Here is a 16,515-nt window from a genome sequence, read left to right as displayed (position 1 = left end):
GTGCTCTCCTTCTAGATCGGGTGGTCGGTGCTAGATCATCATGCGGAGCGGGCCCTTGGGGTCCGCGCCGAGAGTGCTGAGTGCGCTCGCATGGTAGACGGTCCCCGGCGCGTGGATGGCGTGGTGCAACCCGGCCTGCGCGTCGCGCCAGTAGCGCTGCATCGGCTTGTCCATGCGCAGCGCACCGCCGCCGCAGCGGGCGTAGATCTCGTTCGCGGCGCGGACGGCGCGCCAGGCGGCCCGCACCTGGGTGGCGCGGCCCTGGGCGCGCTGCTCGAAGTCCGCCTTCTCGCCGCGCTCCGTCAGGTCCCAGAAGTAGTCCGAGTTGGCCAGCAGCTCCGCGCGGGCGGCGCGCAGGTCTGCGGCGGCCTCGCCGATCTCGTACATCGTGTACGGGTCGTCCCTGGGGGCCGGGCCGGTCGCGTCGATGCGCTCCGCCTGGTAGTCGTTGGCCAGCTTGAGCAGGCCCTCACAGATGCCGATGGTGGCGGCGGTGATGCCCAGCGGGAACATGTTGGACCACGGCATCTTATACAGCGTCTCGGTGCGTCCGGAGCGCTCCTGGCCGACACCCTCAACCACGTCGTCCCAGGTCATCAGCCGGTACTCGGGGATGAAGGTGTCCTTGATGACGAGGTCCTTGCTGCCGGTGCCGCGCAGGCCGACGACGTCCCAGGAGTCCTCGATGATCTCGTACTCGCTGCGCGGGATGATCACGTGGACCATCTTCGGCGGCATCGCCATGGTGCCGTCGGCGTTCGCGAGGAATCCGCCGAGGAACACCCACTTGCAATGGTCCGTGCCGGAGGAGAAGCTCCACTTCCCACTGAACTGGTAGCCGCCCTCGACCGGCACGGCCAGCCCGCCCGGCATGTAGGGCGACGCCATCCAGATGCTGCTGTCCTCGCCCCAGACCTCCTCGCGCACGCGCGGGTCGTTGTAGGCGAGCTGCCACGGGTGCACACCGACGACGCCCATCACCCAGCCGGCGGCGGGGTCGAGCGCGGCGAGCTCCATGACGGCCTCCGCGAACTCGCGCGGGCGGGACTCGAGGCCGCCGTACTCGGCGGGCTGGAACATGCGCATCGTCTGCGCCTCCTGCATGATCTCCACCGTGCGGTCGGTGAGCTTGCCCAGCTTCTCGGCCTTCGCCCCCTCGCCGTGCAGCTCGTCCGCGTTCGCCCGGATGATCTCCAGAACCTTGTTCGCCATCAACCCACTCCTCGCCATCGGATACCTTTCCGCAAGAATCGCCGACGCGGTCCCCGGCAGGAACAAGTTCTCCCACGTACCGGGAGAAGATCGTCCTATCCTCGGACCATGACGAAATTGCGAGCTCTCGTGACCGGCGCCAGCGGCGGGCTCGGCGCGGCGATCAGCCGGGATCTGGCCGTCGACCACCACGTGCTACTTGGCGGCCGCGACCAGCAGGCGCTGGCCGCGCTGTCGGTGGGCCTGCTCGGCGCCGCTCCGTGGCCGGTGGACCTGACCGATCACGAGGCGGTCGCGCAGGCCTGCGCCCGCATCGACCGCCTCGACGTGCTGGTGCACAACGCCGGCTTCTGCGAGCTCGGCACCACCGCCGACACCGACCTGGGCCAGTGGCGCACGTCGATGGAGGTCAACCTGTTCGCCGTGGTGGAGCTGACCCGGCTGCTCCTCCCCGCGCTGCGCCTCGCCAAAGGCCATGTGGTGCTGATCAATTCCGGCGCGGGCCTACGCGCGAACCCCGGCTGGGGGTCCTATGCCGCGAGCAAGTTCGCCCTGCGGGCCTTCGGCGACGCGCTCCGTCAGGAGGAGCCGACCCTGCGGGTGACGTCCGTGCACCCCGGGCGGATCGCCACCCCGATGCAGGAAGCCATCGTCGCCTCGGAGGGCGGGGTGTACGACCCCCACGATTTCCTCTCGCCCGTGACCGTGGCGCAGGCTGTGGGCAATGCCGTGCGCACCCCGCTCGACGCGCACCCGACGGAGATCGTGCTGCGGCCGAACCCGCGGTAGCCAGACAACCCACCCAGTAAGGCGCCATGACAACGAATCAAGCAGCACACAATCTTCGCTTCGCCCACTCGGAGTCGATCTATATCGACGCCTCCCCTCAGCAGGTGTGGGACGTCGTGACCGATGTCGAGCGCACCGGCGAGTGGAGTCCCGTCTGCCGCGCGGGCTGGTGGAAGGAGCCGGCGACCCGCCCTGAGGTGGGCGCCTGGTTCCACGGCCGAAACGAGGCTGGCGGCCGGTCCTGGGAAACCCAGTCGCAGGTGGTGGCGGCCGAGGAGCCCGCCGAGTTCGCCTGGATGGTCGCCGGCAACGCGGTCCGCTGGTCATACGCCATCACGCCCGACGGAAACGGCACGTCGCTGACTGAATCTTGGGCCGTCGAGCCTGCCGGCTTCACACTGTTCGAGAAGCTGTTCGGAGAAGACGCGGACGCTCAGCTCGAGGTGCGGCGCGAGGACGCGCTGGCCGGGATACCCACGACGCTGAAGGCGATCAAGCAGATCATCGAGGCGTCGTAGCCGCGATCCCGCGGTGCCGACTCACCCCACCACCGAAATCTTCTTTCCCGCTCCGCGGCAGCCGCTCTCGCGATATCGCGGCAGATCCCTAACGTGTGTGAAGCAACTCTCGCCAGTGTTTTGAGACCAGGAGCACCCTATGAGCCCACGCGTACCCATCACGCCGATCGACGCCGCAGAGATCACCACCTACGACCATGAGACGGACGTCCTGATCATCGGCTACGGCTGCGCCGGAGCAGCCTCCGCACTCGACGCCGTCGAGGCGGGGTCCGACGTCATCCTCCTCGAACGGCAGAGCGGCGGCGGCGGATCGTCGGCCCTCTCGGGCGGCGAGGTATACCTCGGCGGCGGCACCCCGATCCAGGAAGCGTGCGGCTTCGACGACACCGCCGAGGCCATGGAGAAGTTCCTCCTCGCCGCGCTCGGCCCGGGCGCAGACGAGGAGAAGGTGGGCCTCTACAGCCGCGACAGCCGCGCGCACTACCAGTGGCTCGTCGACCACGACGTGCCGTTCAAGCCCTCGCTGTGGGATTCCCCGACATGGGTGCCGCCCACCGACGACGGCCTGATGTGGATGGGGGAGAACTCGTATCCGTTCAACGAGATTGCCGAGCCGGCGCCGCGCGGGCATCGAGTCACGTCGGACGGCTTCGGCGGGAAGGTCCTCATGGCTGCGCTCAGCGAGGCCGTCGACAAGACCTCAGCCGCCGTCCACACCGACACCACCGCGCTGCGCCTGATAGTCGAGGACGGCCGGGTCGTCGGCGTCGTCGCACGGCACTTCAACGACACTGTCGCCTACCGCGCCCGGCGCGGCGTGATCATCACGACCGGCGGCTTCGCCGACAACAAGGACATGCTCGCGCAGCACGCCCCGCGGTTGGTGGGCCTGGGCGTCAACAGCGACGGCGGCGACGACGGCCGCGGCATCGTGATGGCGCAGGCCGTCGGCGCGGCGGTCAAGAACATGGCCGGCGCCCAGGTCGGCATCTCCCTGGTGCCGGGAATGATGGTGCGCGGCATGATCGTCGACAGCGTCGGCCAGCGCTTCATCAACGAGGACGTCTACCCGGGCCTGGTCGGCGTGGCCGCGCTCAACAAGCACAACCTGAAGGTGTGGGTCATCCTCGACGAGCAGGCATACGAGGAGGTCCCGGAGGACGAACGCTGGGGCGTGCAACCGCACTTCGTCGCGGAGACGCTCGCGGAGCTCGAGCTTGAGATCGGGATGCCAGAGGGGGCGCTGCAGACCACCGTCGGCGAGTACAACCGCTTCGCGGCCGAGGGCCAGGACCCCTACTTCCACAAGTCCTCGCGGTGGCTGCGACCGCTGCAGTCGCCGTTCGCCGCGATCGACGTCCGGCGGGGGATGGCCCCGCCGGAGTACGGCGACGGGGGGACCGGCGGCGGCGGGGCGGAGGTGTTCTCGACCGGCGGCCTGTGGACCACCGTCGACGGCCACGTCCTGGACCTCGACGGCGGCCCGATCCCCGGGCTCTTCGCGGCCGGCCGCGCCACGTCGGGCCTGCACTCGCAGGGCTACATCAGCGGCACCTCGCTCGGCGACGGCACGTTCTTCGGCCGCCGCGCCGGCGTCGCCGCATCCGCCGGTCAGTAGCGCCGCCGCCACTGGCCAATAACGCCGGCCCTGACGAGGCTCCGGGCGCGTGATCTGGAAAGGACGCTCTAGGTGCGCCAGTGCACGGGCACCGTAGGGCTCGGCCGAGACCGTGGTTGACCGCCCCGATGGTGCGTTCTGAAGACGCGATCAGGTCTAGCGGGCGAACAGCAGAGCGCGTTTGACCTCGGCGATCGCCTGGGTGATCTTGATTCCGCGCGGGCACGACTCGGTGCAGTTGAAGGTGGTTCGGCAGCGCCACACGCCATCGACGTCATTGAGGATATCGAGACGCTCGGCGGCACCCTCGTCGCGGCTGTCGAAGATGAACCGGTGCGCGTTGACGAACGCCGCGGGGCCGAAGTAGCTGCCCTCGTTCCAGTACACGGGGCACGAGCTGGTGCAGCACGCGCACAGGATGCACTTGGTGGTGTCGTCAAAGCGGGCCCGGTCATGTGCCGACTGGATCCGCTCGCGCGTGGGCTCGTGGCCCGAGTTGATCAGGTAGGGCTTGATCGCACGGTGGGCGTCGAAGAACGGCTCCATGTCCACGACGAGGTCCTTGAGCACAGGCAGGGCCTTGAGTGGCTCGACAGTGATGGTGACCGGCTTGCCATCCTTGGGGAGCATGTCCTTCATCAGGAGCTTGCAGGCCAGCCGGTTGAGGCCGTTGACGCGCATCGCGTCGGATCCGCAGACGCCGTGTGCGCAGGAGCGGCGGAACGTGAGTGTGCCGTCGAGGTAGCCCTTGGCGTAGAGCAGTAGGTTCAGGAGGCGATCGGTGGGCAGCGTGGGCACCTCGAAGGTGTCCCAATACGCGCCCTTATCGTCCTCGGGGTTGAACCGGGCGATGCGCAGCGTGACCATGACCGAGCCCGGGGGATGCGGCGGCGTGTTAGCTGGCTGTGGTGGCTGTGGTGGCTGTGCGGATGCTTTCTGATGTGCGACTGGCATCACTGCTAATGCTCCTTCTAACGAGCTGACGTCTGCGGCCGGCTACCGGCGGCGCGGGATGGTGTCCACCTTGTCCCAGCCGCGGCGGCGCGCACGCGATCCCTCGTGGTCATCGCGTCCGCGATAGAGAATGTAGGGGCGGAACAGATAATTGAGCGGCGCTGTGAAGACATGCACCAGGCGGGTGAACGGCCACAGGGCGAACAGCAGAATTCCGGCTACCGCATGAATCTGGAAGTTGATCGGAGCGCCGACCATCATGTCCGGCTGTGGGACGAAGTAGAAGATGCTGCGGAACCAGATCGAGACGCCCTCGCGATAATTATAGGTGCTGACAGTGGCCGCCCCGGTGTTGACCAGGCCGGCAAGGATAGTCACGGCGAGCGCGAGGTACATGATCTTGTCCATTGACGTGGTCGCGCCCAGCACAGCCTTGGTGAAGCGCCGGCGATAGAGCAGGCCGATGAGGCCGACGATGGTGAACACCCCCGCCACGATGCCGAGCGAGACGGCAAAGAAGTGGTAGAGGCCCTCCGAGATTCCGATGGCGTCGGTCCAGCTCTGGGGGACGCCGAGGCCCATCACATGCCCAACGACGACCGCCAGGATGCCGAAGTGGAACATCGGGTTCGCCCAGCGAAGAATACGGCTCTCATACATCTGGCTCGATCGGGAGGTCCAGCCGAACTTGTCATACCGGTACCGCCAGATATGCCCGAGCACAAAGATCGTCAGGCATACGTAGGGCAAAATAAGCCACAAGAACACGTCCGCGACAGATAGGTCCGACATCACGATCCTCCGGGCATCGGTAGAAGATCAGGGGCGCCGTAGGGGTTCAGGCCCACCTGCTCGTCCGCCGGCCCCTCTGCGGCGAGAATTTTGATGGCCTCGTGGTCCTTCCCCTTGAGCGCAGGCAGCGTGGCGCACACCGCCTCCACCGCGCCCCACCACGGCGACCCGGTCTCCGCAAGGTGCAACCGCAGCAACTCCAGGCCCGCGCGATTGTCGAGGATCATCTTCAGGCCAGCTGCCTGGTCGGTGGTCGCGGCGAACTCGAGCACGACGCACAGGTGGTCCGGCAACTGGTCATCGGTGAGCACCAGCCCCGCCCGGGTGTAGACCTGCTTGATGCGGAGCAGTGCCAAGCCGCGCTTGCGGGTATCGCCACTGGAGAAGTAGGTCAGAAACAGACAGCCCCGTCTGCGGGTGTCAAAGGTCTCCACGTAGTTAGCCTGCGAGGTGAGCGGAGGCTGGGATCGGAGCTTCTCGATGGTCTCCTGCAGCCCGCGACCAATTTTGGCGGGCAGACTGGCGGCCACCTCGGCCAGAAGGTCGAGACGAGAGACTAGCTGCTCGTCGGGGTAGTCCAGCAGAATCGACGCGGCCTGCCAGGTGCGAGTGAGCTCGTCCGGCGTGAACCTGAGTTTGGGCACCCGGGGCGTCATGAGCTCGAACCATTCTCGTGCTGGTCCGGAAAAAGGCCCTCGGGAGTGCCCTGCCCGCTCCAGTTGAGCAGATTGATCCGGACGCCCTCGGGCCGGTCGACACCACCAGCACTGCCAGTGCCGGGATCAGCGGCGATCGAGCTGACTGGTTCTGGACTGCCCATCCCGCCCATCCCCGGGCCGCCGTCCACATCGAGCGAGCACTCGGTGGCCGTGTTCTCCAGCTTGTGGGCATCCTCGTAGTGCGCCGGCGGGATCACATATCGCTCATCGTATTTTGCGATCGCGAGCAGGCGGTACATGTCGATCATTTCCTGGCCGGTCATCCCGACCGCCGCGGGAATCGATTCGTCCGTCTCCCAGCCCATATTGATGTCCCGCATGAAGGAACGCATCGCCGCCAGTTTGCGCAGCACCCCGTCCACCACAGCGGTATCGCCAGCGGTGAACAGGCCCGCGAGGTACTCGATCGGGATCCGGAGTCTGTCGATGGCCGCGAACAGGTTGTTCTGGGCCTCGCCGTCCTGGCCGGTCTCGCTGACAGCGTCGACGACAGGGGACAGGGGCGGGATGTACCAGACCATCGGCATGGTTCGGTATTCCGGATGCAGCGGCAGCGCCACCTTGTACGTGTTGATCAACGCCCAGATGGGTGAACGCTGCGCGTGCTCGATCCAGTCGTCGGGGATGTCCGCCTCTTGCGCGGCCTTGACGACCTCTGGGTCGTTCGGATCCAGAAAGACGCTCCGCTGGGCCTCGTAGAGGTCGTGGTCGTCCTCGGTGGAGGCGGCCTCGAGCACCGCGTCGGCGTCGTAGAGCATCAATCCGAGGTAGCGCAATCGCCCGACACACGTCTCGGAGCAGACCGTGGGCTGACCGATCTCGATGCGCGGATAGCAGAACGTGCACTTCTCGACCTTGCCGGTCTTGTGGTTGAAGTACATCTTCTTGTACGGGCAACCACTCACGCACTGGCGCCAGCCGCGGCAGCGGTCCTGGTCGACGAGCACGATGCCGTCCTCTTGCCGCTTGTAGATCGCGCCGGTGGGGCAGGAGGCGACGCAGGACGGGTTGAGGCAGTGCTCGCAGATTCGGGGCAGGTAGAACATGAAGGACTGCTCGTACTCGAACTTGATCTTGTCGCCCACCTGCTTGAGGATCGGATCGTTGTGGCTGTTCTCCACGGACCCAGCGAGGTTGTCGTCCCAGTTCGAGGACCAGGTCACCTTCGTGTCCTCGCCGGTGAGCAGCGATTTCGGGCGGGCGACTGGCATATGCTCCTGGGCGGGGGCGGTGGTCAGGTTCTCGTAGTCGTAGGTCCACGGTTCGTAGTAGTCCTCGAACCCGGGCAGGTTGGGGTTCGAGAAGATCGTGACGAGGTTCCGGAAGCGGCCGCCCGCCTTCAGCTTGAGGCGGCCTTTCTTGTTCAGGGTCCAGCCGCCCTTCCAGCGCTCCTGGTCCTCGTAGGTGCGGGGGTAGCCCTGGCCGGGGCGGGTCTCGACATTGTTGAACCACACGTGCTCGGCCCCGGAGCGGTTGGTCCATACCTGCTTGCACGTGACCGAGCAGGTGTGGCACCCGATGCACTTGTCGAGGTTCATCACCATCGCCATCTGCGCCATGATCCGCATCAGTACTGCACCTCCTGATTGCGGCGGCGGATCACGGTGACCTCGTCGCGCTGATTGCCGGTGGGGCCCATGTAGTTGAACGCGTAGGTTTGCTGGGCGTAACCGCCGATCATGTGGGTGGGCTTGATCATCAGGCGGGTCAGCGAGTTGTGGTTGCCGCCGCGCTGGTTGGTGGTTTCGGAGATCGGCATGTCGATGAGCCGGTCCTGGGAGTGGTACATGAACACCGTCCCCTCCGGCATCCGATGCGAGACGATGGCGCGGGCAGTTGTCGCCCCGTTGCGGTTGACCGCCTCGATCCACTCGTTGTCCTTGACGCCGATCTTTGCGGCGTCCTGCGGGCTCATCCAGATGCCGGGGCCGCCGCGGAACAGCGACAGCATGAACAGGTTGTCCTGGTATTCTGAGTGGATCGACCACTTGTTGTGCGGGGTGAGATAGCGCACCGAGATGCCGCGGTTGGGGGTTCCGCTGTCGGGCGTGTCGCCGATGGCGGGCTCATCGAAGAGCGCGGTCATGTCCAGTGGCGGCCGGAAGATCGGCAGGCCCTCGCCAAGCTCGATCATCCAGTCGTGGTCGAGGTAGAAATGCTGGCGTCCGGTCAGCGTGTGCCACGGTTTCAGCCGCTCGACGTTGATGGTGAAGGGCGAGTAGCGGCGTCCGCCGGCCTCGGAGCCGGACCATTCCGGCGAGGTGATCACCGGGGCGGGGCCGTTCTGGGTGTCGGCGAAGGTGACGCGGTGGCCCTCGTGTTCGGCCGCCAAATCATGCAGCAGAGTCCCGGTGCGTTTCTCCAGCGTCTTGAAACCCTGGGTGGCGAGCCGGCCATTGGTGGTGCCCGAAAGCGTCAGGATCATCTCGCAGGCTTGGATGTCCCGGCGGATGTCGGGTCGGCCGTCGGCAATTCCGCCGCGGACGACGCCGTTCTTGATCTTGAGGTGCTCGATCTCCTTGCCCACGTCGAAGGTGACGCCCTTGGTGGTCGCGCCCAGGGTGTCCATGAGCGGGCCGATGGAGCGCATCATGTCGGAGATGGCGGTGTAGTCGCGTTCGACTTCGACGATCTTTGGCATCGTGACGCCGGGCTCAGGCTCGCACTCCCCGTACTTCCAGTCCCGGACCCGGCCGTGCGGCGAGGCCATGGCGTCGGGGGTGTCATGGGTCAGGGGCACGGCGACGACGTCAGTCTGCTTGCCGAGGTGGCGGGCGGCGAGCGTGCTGAATACCTGGGAAATCTGCTGCCAGGCGTCCCAGTCGGTGCGCGATTGCCAGGGCGGGGACACCGCCGGATTGAACGAGTTCACGAACGGGTGCATGTCGGTGGTCGAGAGGTCGTACTTCTCGTACCACGTGGCGGCCGGTAGAACGATGTCCGAGAGCAGGGTCGAGCTGGTCATGCGGAAGTCGAGGGTGGTCAACAGGTCGAGCTTGCCGATGGGCGCCTCATCATGCCACTTGACCTCCTTGGGCCGGAACTGTTCGGCGGTCTCCTTCGCGCTGATGGTGTGCGAGGTGCCGAGGAGGTGGTTGAGGAAGTACTCGTTGCCCTTGGCCGAGGAGCCGAACAGGTTGCTGCGCCACAGCGACAACACGCGGGGAAAGTTCTCTGGCGCGTCGGGGTCCTCGGCGGCGAAGTTCAGCCTGCCCGCCTTGAGCTCCTCGACCACATAATCCTTGGCCGGCTTGCCCGCCTCCCGCGCCTGCGCGCCGATCACGAGTGGGTTCCGGTCGAAGGTGGGGTAGGAGGGCATCCAGCCCAGCCTCGCGGATTGCGCGATGACATCGGCGGTGGTCTTGCCGGCGAGTTGCCCGCTACCGGTCTGGGCGGTCAGGGTGTCGGCGCCGAACTGGTCGTATCGGAACTGGTCGGTGTGCAGATACCAGTAGGCGGTCTGCACCATGTTGCGCGGTGGGCGCAGCCAGTCCAGTCCGTTGGCCAGCTGGTTGTAACCCGTCAGCGGGCGCACCTTCTCCTGGCCGACGTAGTGGGCCCAGCCGCCGCCATTGACGCCCTGACAGCCGGTGATCGTGGTCATGGTCAGGAACGTGCGGTAGGTCGTGTCGGAGTGGAACCAGTGGTTGGTGCCGGCGCCCATCAAGATCATGGATCGCCCGTGCGAGTCGGAGGCGTTTTGCGCGAACTCCCTGCCGATCCGCTCGGCGGCCTCGGCGGTGACCCCGGTGATCGGGGCCTGCCAGGCGGGCGTGTTGGGGGAGGTTGCGTCGTCGTACCCGCTGGCCCATTCGCCGGGCAGGCCGGGGCGGCCGACACCGTACTGCGCCAGCAAGAGGTCGAACACCGTGGTGACCAGCCGGCCCGCGACTCGGCGGGCCGGCACCCCGCGGCGGACGACGCCCATATTTCCCTGACCAGCGTCAAAGCGGGGCAGGTCTACGGTGACCGCCTCGTCGGCGCCGTCGAGCAGGGAGAGCTTCGGGTCGATGTCGCCGAGGTCGAGGTTCCAGTGCCCCTCGCCGGTCTCGCCGTAGCGGTGGCCCAGGGTGCCTGGAGGCACACGCAGCTGGTTGGTGGCGGTGTCGACCAATACGGTCTTGAAGGCGGGGTTCTCGATCTCGGGATCGATCTCGCCGTCCAGGTCGGAGGCGGTGAGGAACTTGCCTGCCGTGTGGGTTCGCTCGCCGTTGGCGTCAAGTGCCTCATCCAGTGTGACGAGGAACGGGAGGTCGGTGAACTGCTTGACGTAGTTGGTGAAGTAGGGCGTCTCGCGGTCGACGTAAAATTCCTTGAGGATCACGTGCCCCATGGCCATCGCCAGGGCGCCGTCGGTGCCTGGCCGGGCGGGCATCCATTCGTCGGCGAATTTGGTGGAGTCGGCGAAGTCGGGGGAGACGACGATGACCTTCTGCCCGCGGTAGCGGGCCTCGATCATCCAGTGCGCGTCGGGGGTCCGGGTGACGGGGACGTTGGTGCCCCAAATCATCAAGTACGTCGAGTCCCACCAATCTCCGGACTCCGGCACGTCGGTCTGGTCACCGAAGACCTGCGGAGAAGCGACCGGCATGTCCGCGTACCAGTCGTAGAAGCTCAGCATCGAGCCGCCGATCAGGTTGACGAAGCGCGCGCCGGAGGCGTGGGAGACCATCGACATGGCGGGGATGGGGGAGAACCCGGCGACGCGGTCCGGCCCCCACTTGCGGATGGTGTGCACATGCGCCGCGGCGACGATCTCGATGGCCTCGTCCCAGCTCGCGCGGACTAGGCCGCCCTTCCCGCGGGCCCGCTTGTAACGTGTCGAGCGTTCTGGGTCCTCGGTGATGTCGGCCCAGGCGAGCACCGGGTCACCTAGTCGAGCTTTGGCCTCGCGGTACATCTCGAGCAGGACGCCGCGGATATATGGGTATCGGGTGCGGGTGGGCGAATACGTGTACCAGGAGAAAGATGCGCCGCGAGGGCACCCGCGCGGCTCGTACTCGGGCTTGTCTGGCCCCGTGCTGGGGTAGTCGACGGCTTGGGTCTCCCAGGTGATGATGCCGTCTTTGACGTAGACGTGCCACGAGCAGGAGCCGGTGCAGTTCACGCCGTGGGTGGACCGAACCACCTTGTCGTGGCTCCAGCGGTCCCGGTAGAACGCATCGCCGGAACGGCCACCGAGTTTGAGCAGCGTGCGCCCGTCAGAAGCCACCGATTCGTTCTTGCGGAAGAACCTCCGGGTACTGATCAGCGTATCGGTCAGCGCGCTGTTCATCGATGAATTCATGAGAGCCCTTTCAGCCGAGTACCAGCGCGAACGGCTACGGCCCACGGGCGTGAAAGCTTGTATCTTAGGAGGGCGCGACGCCGAGTGGCGTTGACTACAGACGCTAACAAGGACGCGTACGAAAAACCCGTCTTTGATATGAATTGCCTGTCAGTGTTTGGGGCGGCCGGCCTGGGGAGGGTCGGTTCTTTTGCTTGCCGCGGTTGCGCGCCGACTCCAACAGCGCGTCATCCGTTCTTCAGTTGCTTGACGGCGTCGCCGGTGGTCGAGGAGTGCGCCTCGTCGATGATCATGGCGAGTTTCCGCCCGGCCACGCCCTTCGTCTCACCGTCAGCAGCGTCCCTTCGCGGCGGCCTTCGCCACCTCGGGGAACTTCTGCAGGGTGGTGATGATGATGCAGGCGGCATTGCCTTCCAGCGCGTCCTTGAGTTGGCTGGAGTGCTGGTCCACTCGCACGATCGTGCCCGGAGTGTGGTCGAGCCCGGCGACGGTATCTTGGGGTTGTTTGTCCAGGACCCGCCGGTCGGTGACCACCACAACCTTGTCCAAGATCGGCTGATCAGCGGCGTCGTACAACCGGGACAGCGAGTGCGCGGACCAGGCGATGGTATTGGACTTGCCCGAGCCGGGCGAGTGCATGATCAGCCGGTCGACGCCGGTGCCGTCCATGTAGGTGGCGGCGAGGATCGAGCCGACCGCGTGCCACTGTTGGAAGCGGGCAAAAGAACCGGTCGCCCTCGATGTGGATGAAGTTGCCGATCAGGTCCACCCACGCCTCGCGTTCCCACACTTGTTCCCACAGGTAGGCCGCGTTGTAGCCGCCGCTGGGCGGGTTGCCGGACGTGCCGGGGCGGCCAAGCAGTTTGCCCTATTCGAGGATCATTACAACGCTGCTGCTCGTCCGTTCAAATGGAAGTTCAGCACCACCGGCCTGGCGGAGTTCCTGGCCCGGCTCGACCAGCACACCCTCGATGACAACCTCGTAGTCGACACCGCGGCATGAGCACCCCCGACGAACTTACAACCGCGACCACTTAGTGACTGCTAATCTCAGGCCATGCCTTCTGATGCTGCTGTGGCCGAACTTTCCCAACCGGACGCGGCCGCATTTCTAGCCGCCCACCGCTTCGGCCGACTCGCCATGGTGCTCGCTGATGAACCGCACATCGTTCCGGTGAATTACGCCTGGCGCGACGGACGCGGGCAGTCAGGCACCCTCTACATCCGCTCCGCCCCGGGCAACAAGTTGTTCACCGCCGCCGCGCATAAGCGGGTCGCCTTCGAAGTCGATGAAGTCTCGAAAGAAGGTGCCACCAGCGTCATCGCCTACGGACATGCCCGCATCGTGAGCGACTCGGCCGAGATCGCGATAGTCGATGAGCTCAAACTGCGCCCCTGGGTGACGACCTGGAAGGCGGAGATCATCGCGATCGACCTCACCGAGGTCTCCGGGCGCCGCTTCGTCTTCGGGCCCGAAACCGAAAGTGCGCCGACCGAGCCGTCGTGAATCGGATTGCAGGCACGACTGCCACTGATCACCTGTGAACCGGGCCGAACGCGCGCAACTGCTCCAACACACCGATCAGGTGCGTCATTGGGTGACCGCCGCAGCGACACTGCAGGCCGGTCGCGAATCGATCCCGCCACACTGCAGATTCTGCTGCCGCGCAGCTCGAAGGACGCGGTGTTACAGTCTCGGCCGACGACCATCTCCATCCCCGACAGGCGCCACTTCGCAACGCTCACCCGCGATGGCGCCGCCGCTCTGACCGCGGTCACGTCGGCGCTAAACGCGTACCAGCATGATTGCGTGGGGCGTCAACCCGTCCCAGCGTTCGCCAATCACCTCGAGCCCTGCTTGGCCCAAGGCGCGGGCCATGTCCGGCATCGGCCATCGGTATGCGGTGGCCACCGGGTGATCGAACGGTTCGAGGCGCGGGCCCGAGAAGAAGGACATGAGCATGGTGCCGTCGTCTTCGAGCACCGAGCGGAGGGTTGCGAGTGCGTTCGGAAGCTCGTCGGGCCCCAGATGGATGAGCGAGTACCAGGCAAGGATGCCCGCCCAGCGGTCATCCGAATCGGCGAGGTCGGCAATTGCGCCGAGCCGGAATAGCACTGCAGGGTGGGACTTGCGGGCGATATCTACAAGTTGATCGACGGGCTCCAGCCCGTCGATACTGTGGCCGAGACCGGCGAGGTGACCAGCCCAGCGACCGGTGCCCGAGCCCACGTCCAGAATTCGGCCCTTGACCGTGTCAGCCCACGGCTCGATGACGGCGCGGTTCGGGTCCGCGGCGGAAACCTGCACGCCGAGCATTTCTGTAACTTCTCTCGCGCGCGCACTGTATGCGTCCTTGGCCTCATCCGTCGACATGACGACGATCAGTTTCCGGTGCCAGCTCGGGCACCGCGTAGCCTCCGGTCACCCGCTCCGGACAACGTGCGTTTGCGAAAATCTCGGGGCCACTACCGGTCAGCCCGGGTCGGGTCGCAAACCCCCACACTCTTCGGCGGCGTCCCCACGGGCCGAGAGCATCGATTCCCCATCGAGGATCGCCGCAAGCACCTCGCTGTAGGCGTCGAGCTCGGAATGGCGCGGTTCGGTGGCGAACCTCGACTGCTCGAGCGTAAATGGGTCCTCCGTGGTGTTCGTCGTCAGGTGTAATTCCGTGACGTCAGGACAGAGCCCGATGGTCAACCGGTCAGGGCCGTTGCCGCCGGTGAGCCCCTCGCGCAGGTGGCGCACATCGGCGAAGTTGACGACGATGTGCTTGCGGCTCTTACCCAATGCCTTGCTCGTCCAGATAATTCGACATGCTGCAATCACCGTGCCAGCAGTCTAGCGCCCATGCCGGGTCGCCGTCGTCGGATCGTCACCCCACCGGTGGGTGGCCCGCAGCACCGCCGATTTGGCGTCGCGCAACTCTCGGCCTGTGATCCGGGAGGGCGGCTCCATCGCAACCAACGACACCACCTCCAGCAGGTGCGATTGGATCATGTCGACAAGCGCGCCCGCGCGGTCAGACGGATTCAACCGGTCGACGCAACACCGTCATCCTGAATCGATCGTAGCCGCTGCCGTCGCCTCCGTCGGGTCCAAGGGAGACTCATACGATAATGCTCTGGCGGAGGCGTACAACTCGTTGGTCAAGGCCGAGCTGATCCGCCACCAGGGCGCCTGGCGCGGCATCGACGATGTCGAGATCGCCGTTGCCGAGTACGTCGACTGGTTCAATAATCGGCGTCTTCATGGCGAGATCGGACACGTCCCACCCGCCGAATACGAGGCGCTGCACGCCTTGACCAACCCGGCCGAACTACTCACTAAAACCAACTAACAGATCGTCCACAAAACTCGGGGCTTGACAATGGAGGCAATGCGCTGACACCGAAAACAACAAGGCCAGGCGGTTGCCCACGGTCACCGAACCTTGATGCGGTGATCATCAGCCGGACCTTTGAGACCGTCAGAGAGCACCTGGCGAGGGTGCAGAACTACGTCGCATGGCTGGATTCCTCGCCGCTCAACTCAACTTTGTAACAGCACCCATCGGTGGAAGAGCTTTGATCCACTCCGGGTCGTGGTCGGTGGTGCCGAGCACGCCAGCCCCGCCGGGTGAACCGAGCACCTCGAAAAATGCGGCATTGGCGCTGATATAGCTGACCCACCTGTCAGGAACGTCATCCTCGTAAGAGATGGCCTCGACCGGGCATACGGGCTCGCATGCGCCGCAATCGATGCACTCGTCCGGTTGTATGTAGAGCATCCGTGAGCCCTCATAGATGCAGTCGACAGGACATTCCTCGACGCACGATCGATCCAACACATCCACACACGGCTCGGCGATCACGTAAGTCATTGGCGTGAGCCTCCAATCCCTCGTGGCCCTCGCAGGGCCCGGCTGCCCGTACCCACACATCATCTGGTGTGCCTTGTCAACACTATCCCGGGCCGGGGTCGTGTTGACATTTTGCCGTCTTCGGACGCCGCACCGCCTCACGCTTCGCCAACCCCCCGGCACCGCGGAAAATCTCGTCGCAGCTTATTTACAGTGGGTTGATGGTAGCCATGCAGGCAAGGCTGATCAGCGGCGTACGGAGACCGTCACGAGGAGCGCTGCGTCCTCGTCGGCTGTGATCTTGCATCGCCCGGGGGGCATCACAAGTAGTGTGCCGACGCGGCCGCGCCATGATTCTGACTCTGATGCCGCTTCCAGAGTGATCCGTCCGGAAAGCACATATATGGTGGCTTCTTTGGGGCTGCCATACTCGCCAAGTTCCCCACCCGCGGCAATGACGATCAGTGTCTGTCGCAGTGACTTCTCGTTGCCCCCATACACGGTAGCGGACACGACTTTCTTACCAGTGGCGTCGGACTTGGCACGTAGTTCACGCACGAGGGCTTCGATTGACGTCTTATTCATGCCGCTATTGTCCCATCCCCCGACCTCGCCGAGCATCTATACCGGCGTAGCCGTAGGTCGGGGGCACTCCTCCAACCCAGAGGATCCGATGGTGCCACTGGCGGTGGCGCTGCTCGCATTATTCGGGCTTATATCGTTTTGGTGTTGGGTTTTCCCAGCTCGACGGCCCGCTAGGGTCGAAGGTGGGAGAGGTCTGGTG

Annotated in this window: 16 protein-coding genes and 2 pseudogenes; 6 read left to right on the top strand and 12 right to left on the bottom strand. The window is 65.5% G+C overall.

Translation table 11 applies throughout. The features are described 5' to 3' along the window. Nucleotides 1-30 precede the first annotated feature (30 nt). Nucleotides 31-1,212: an acyl-CoA dehydrogenase family protein gene (locus TBIF_RS21935; RefSeq protein ID WP_024796886.1), complete on the bottom strand. Its 1,182-nt coding sequence runs from the start codon at nt 1,210-1,212 to the stop codon at nt 31-33. 108 nt (nt 1,213-1,320) lie between these two features. On the opposite strand from TBIF_RS21935, the gene TBIF_RS21930 reads away from it, so the two are divergent. The 3 genes from TBIF_RS21930 to TBIF_RS21920 all read left to right on the top strand — a co-directional run bounded on the left by TBIF_RS21930 (nt 1,321) and on the right by TBIF_RS21920 (nt 4,140). After that, complete coding sequence (locus tag TBIF_RS21930; protein ID WP_024796885.1) at nt 1,321-2,001, top strand: SDR family oxidoreductase; 681 nt, start codon at nt 1,321-1,323, stop codon at nt 1,999-2,001. Between the two features lie 26 nt (nt 2,002-2,027). Then, nucleotides 2,028-2,519 carry an SRPBCC family protein gene (locus tag TBIF_RS21925; protein ID WP_024796884.1) on the top strand — a complete coding sequence of 164 codons (492 nt, stop codon included), beginning with the start codon at nt 2,028-2,030 and terminating at the stop codon, nt 2,517-2,519. A 139-nt stretch (nt 2,520-2,658) separates the two neighbouring features. Continuing rightward, nucleotides 2,659-4,140 (top strand): FAD-dependent oxidoreductase, encoded by a 1,482-nt coding sequence (locus TBIF_RS21920; protein WP_024796883.1) that lies wholly within the window; start codon nt 2,659-2,661, stop codon nt 4,138-4,140. Nucleotides 4,141-4,296: 156 nt separating this feature from the next. Here the strand turns inward: TBIF_RS21920 and TBIF_RS21915 are convergent, their stop codons facing one another. The 6 genes and pseudogenes from TBIF_RS21915 to TBIF_RS26035 form a co-directional block, all read right to left on the bottom strand. Beyond that, nucleotides 4,297-5,007, bottom strand: coding sequence for a succinate dehydrogenase iron-sulfur subunit (locus tag TBIF_RS21915; RefSeq protein WP_024796882.1), 711 nt, complete (start codon nt 5,005-5,007; stop codon nt 4,297-4,299). 129 nt (nt 5,008-5,136) lie between these two features. Beyond that, nucleotides 5,137-5,886 (bottom strand): respiratory nitrate reductase subunit gamma, encoded by a 750-nt coding sequence (narI, locus tag TBIF_RS21910; protein ID WP_024796881.1) that lies wholly within the window; start codon nt 5,884-5,886, stop codon nt 5,137-5,139. Further along, on the bottom strand, nt 5,886-6,530 hold the full coding sequence (gene narJ, locus TBIF_RS21905) for a nitrate reductase molybdenum cofactor assembly chaperone (RefSeq protein ID WP_235174941.1): 645 nt from the start codon (nt 6,528-6,530) through the stop codon (nt 5,886-5,888). Before narJ ends, narI begins: the two co-directional genes overlap by 1 nt. 8 nt (nt 6,531-6,538) lie before the next feature. Next, nucleotides 6,539-8,173 carry a nitrate reductase subunit beta gene (gene narH, locus TBIF_RS21900; protein ID WP_024796879.1) on the bottom strand — a complete coding sequence of 545 codons (1,635 nt, stop codon included), beginning with the start codon at nt 8,171-8,173 and terminating at the stop codon, nt 6,539-6,541. Then, nucleotides 8,173-11,892, bottom strand: coding sequence for a nitrate reductase subunit alpha (locus TBIF_RS21895; protein ID WP_024796878.1), 3,720 nt, complete (start codon nt 11,890-11,892; stop codon nt 8,173-8,175). The genes narH and TBIF_RS21895 overlap by 1 nt, the downstream gene beginning before the upstream one ends. Before the next feature lie 330 nt (nt 11,893-12,222). Beyond that, nucleotides 12,223-12,591, bottom strand: a pseudogene (locus TBIF_RS26035) (type I restriction endonuclease subunit R); the annotation flags it as partial. A gap of 91 nt (nt 12,592-12,682) precedes the next feature. Here TBIF_RS26035 and TBIF_RS25160 point away from each other — a divergent pair. Together TBIF_RS25160 and TBIF_RS21875 are read left to right on the top strand one after the other, a co-directional pair. Further along, a complete protein-coding gene (locus TBIF_RS25160) occupies nt 12,683-12,895 on the top strand; it encodes a hypothetical protein (protein WP_084611853.1) in 213 nt (70 codons plus the stop codon). Between the two features lie 54 nt (nt 12,896-12,949). Beyond that, complete coding sequence (locus TBIF_RS21875; protein WP_038172378.1) at nt 12,950-13,399, top strand: pyridoxamine 5'-phosphate oxidase family protein; 450 nt, start codon at nt 12,950-12,952, stop codon at nt 13,397-13,399. Nucleotides 13,400-13,678: 279 nt separating this feature from the next. Here TBIF_RS21875 and TBIF_RS21870 read toward each other — a convergent pair whose 3' ends face one another. The 3 genes from TBIF_RS21870 to TBIF_RS25155 form a co-directional block, all read right to left on the bottom strand. Next, entirely contained in the window at nt 13,679-14,266 is a 588-nt protein-coding gene (locus TBIF_RS21870) for a class I SAM-dependent methyltransferase (protein WP_024796874.1), read from the bottom strand. Between the two features lie 99 nt (nt 14,267-14,365). Then, entirely contained in the window at nt 14,366-14,680 is a 315-nt protein-coding gene (locus TBIF_RS24675; RefSeq protein WP_024796873.1) for a hypothetical protein, read from the bottom strand. Nucleotides 14,681-14,731: 51 nt separating this feature from the next. Further along, nucleotides 14,732-14,926 (bottom strand): hypothetical protein, encoded by a 195-nt coding sequence (locus tag TBIF_RS25155; protein WP_235174939.1) that lies wholly within the window; start codon nt 14,924-14,926, stop codon nt 14,732-14,734. A gap of 37 nt (nt 14,927-14,963) precedes the next feature. Between TBIF_RS25155 and TBIF_RS21855 the strand changes: the two are divergent. Then, nucleotides 14,964-15,230, top strand: a pseudogene (locus TBIF_RS21855) (integrase core domain-containing protein); the annotation flags it as partial. A gap of 186 nt (nt 15,231-15,416) precedes the next feature. Here TBIF_RS21855 and fdxA read toward each other — a convergent pair. Then, complete coding sequence (fdxA, locus tag TBIF_RS21850) at nt 15,417-15,752, bottom strand: ferredoxin (RefSeq protein WP_024796871.1); 336 nt, start codon at nt 15,750-15,752, stop codon at nt 15,417-15,419. Nucleotides 15,753-15,977: 225 nt separating this feature from the next. After that, nucleotides 15,978-16,316: a cupin domain-containing protein gene (locus TBIF_RS25150; protein WP_084611857.1), complete on the bottom strand. Its 339-nt coding sequence runs from the start codon at nt 16,314-16,316 to the stop codon at nt 15,978-15,980. Nucleotides 16,317-16,515 lie beyond the last annotated feature (199 nt).

The sequence above is a fragment of the Tomitella biformata AHU 1821 genome (assembly GCF_000524475.1).
GTDB classification, from domain to species: domain Bacteria; phylum Actinomycetota; class Actinomycetes; order Mycobacteriales; family Mycobacteriaceae; genus Tomitella; species Tomitella biformata.
Note: the sequence above shows the minus strand (reverse complement) of the source record. Positions and strands in the feature narration are given on the sequence as shown.

Bases quoted from the DNA above. Each gene is read 5' to 3' on its own strand.
- TBIF_RS21935 (WP_024796886.1), bottom strand. From the start codon at position 1,212: ATGGCGAACAAGGTTCTGGAGATCATCCGGGCGAACGCGGACGAGCTG.
- TBIF_RS21930 (WP_024796885.1), top strand. From the start codon at position 1,321: ATGACGAAATTGCGAGCTCTCGTGACCGGCGCCAGCGGCGGGCTCGGC.
- TBIF_RS21925 (WP_024796884.1), top strand. From the start codon at position 2,028: ATGACAACGAATCAAGCAGCACACAATCTTCGCTTCGCCCACTCGGAG.
- TBIF_RS21920 (WP_024796883.1), top strand. From the start codon at position 2,659: ATGAGCCCACGCGTACCCATCACGCCGATCGACGCCGCAGAGATCACC.
- TBIF_RS21915 (WP_024796882.1), bottom strand. From the start codon at position 5,007: ATGGTCACGCTGCGCATCGCCCGGTTCAACCCCGAGGACGATAAGGGC.
- narI (WP_024796881.1), bottom strand. From the start codon at position 5,886: ATGTCGGACCTATCTGTCGCGGACGTGTTCTTGTGGCTTATTTTGCCC.
- narH (WP_024796879.1), bottom strand. From the start codon at position 8,173: ATGCGGATCATGGCGCAGATGGCGATGGTGATGAACCTCGACAAGTGC.
- TBIF_RS21895 (WP_024796878.1), bottom strand. From the start codon at position 11,892: ATGAATTCATCGATGAACAGCGCGCTGACCGATACGCTGATCAGTACC.
- TBIF_RS21875 (WP_038172378.1), top strand. From the start codon at position 12,950: ATGCCTTCTGATGCTGCTGTGGCCGAACTTTCCCAACCGGACGCGGCC.
- TBIF_RS21870 (WP_024796874.1), bottom strand. From the start codon at position 14,266: ATGTCGACGGATGAGGCCAAGGACGCATACAGTGCGCGCGCGAGAGAA.
- fdxA (WP_024796871.1), bottom strand. From the start codon at position 15,752: ATGACTTACGTGATCGCCGAGCCGTGTGTGGATGTGTTGGATCGATCG.
- TBIF_RS25150 (WP_084611857.1), bottom strand. From the start codon at position 16,316: ATGAATAAGACGTCAATCGAAGCCCTCGTGCGTGAACTACGTGCCAAG.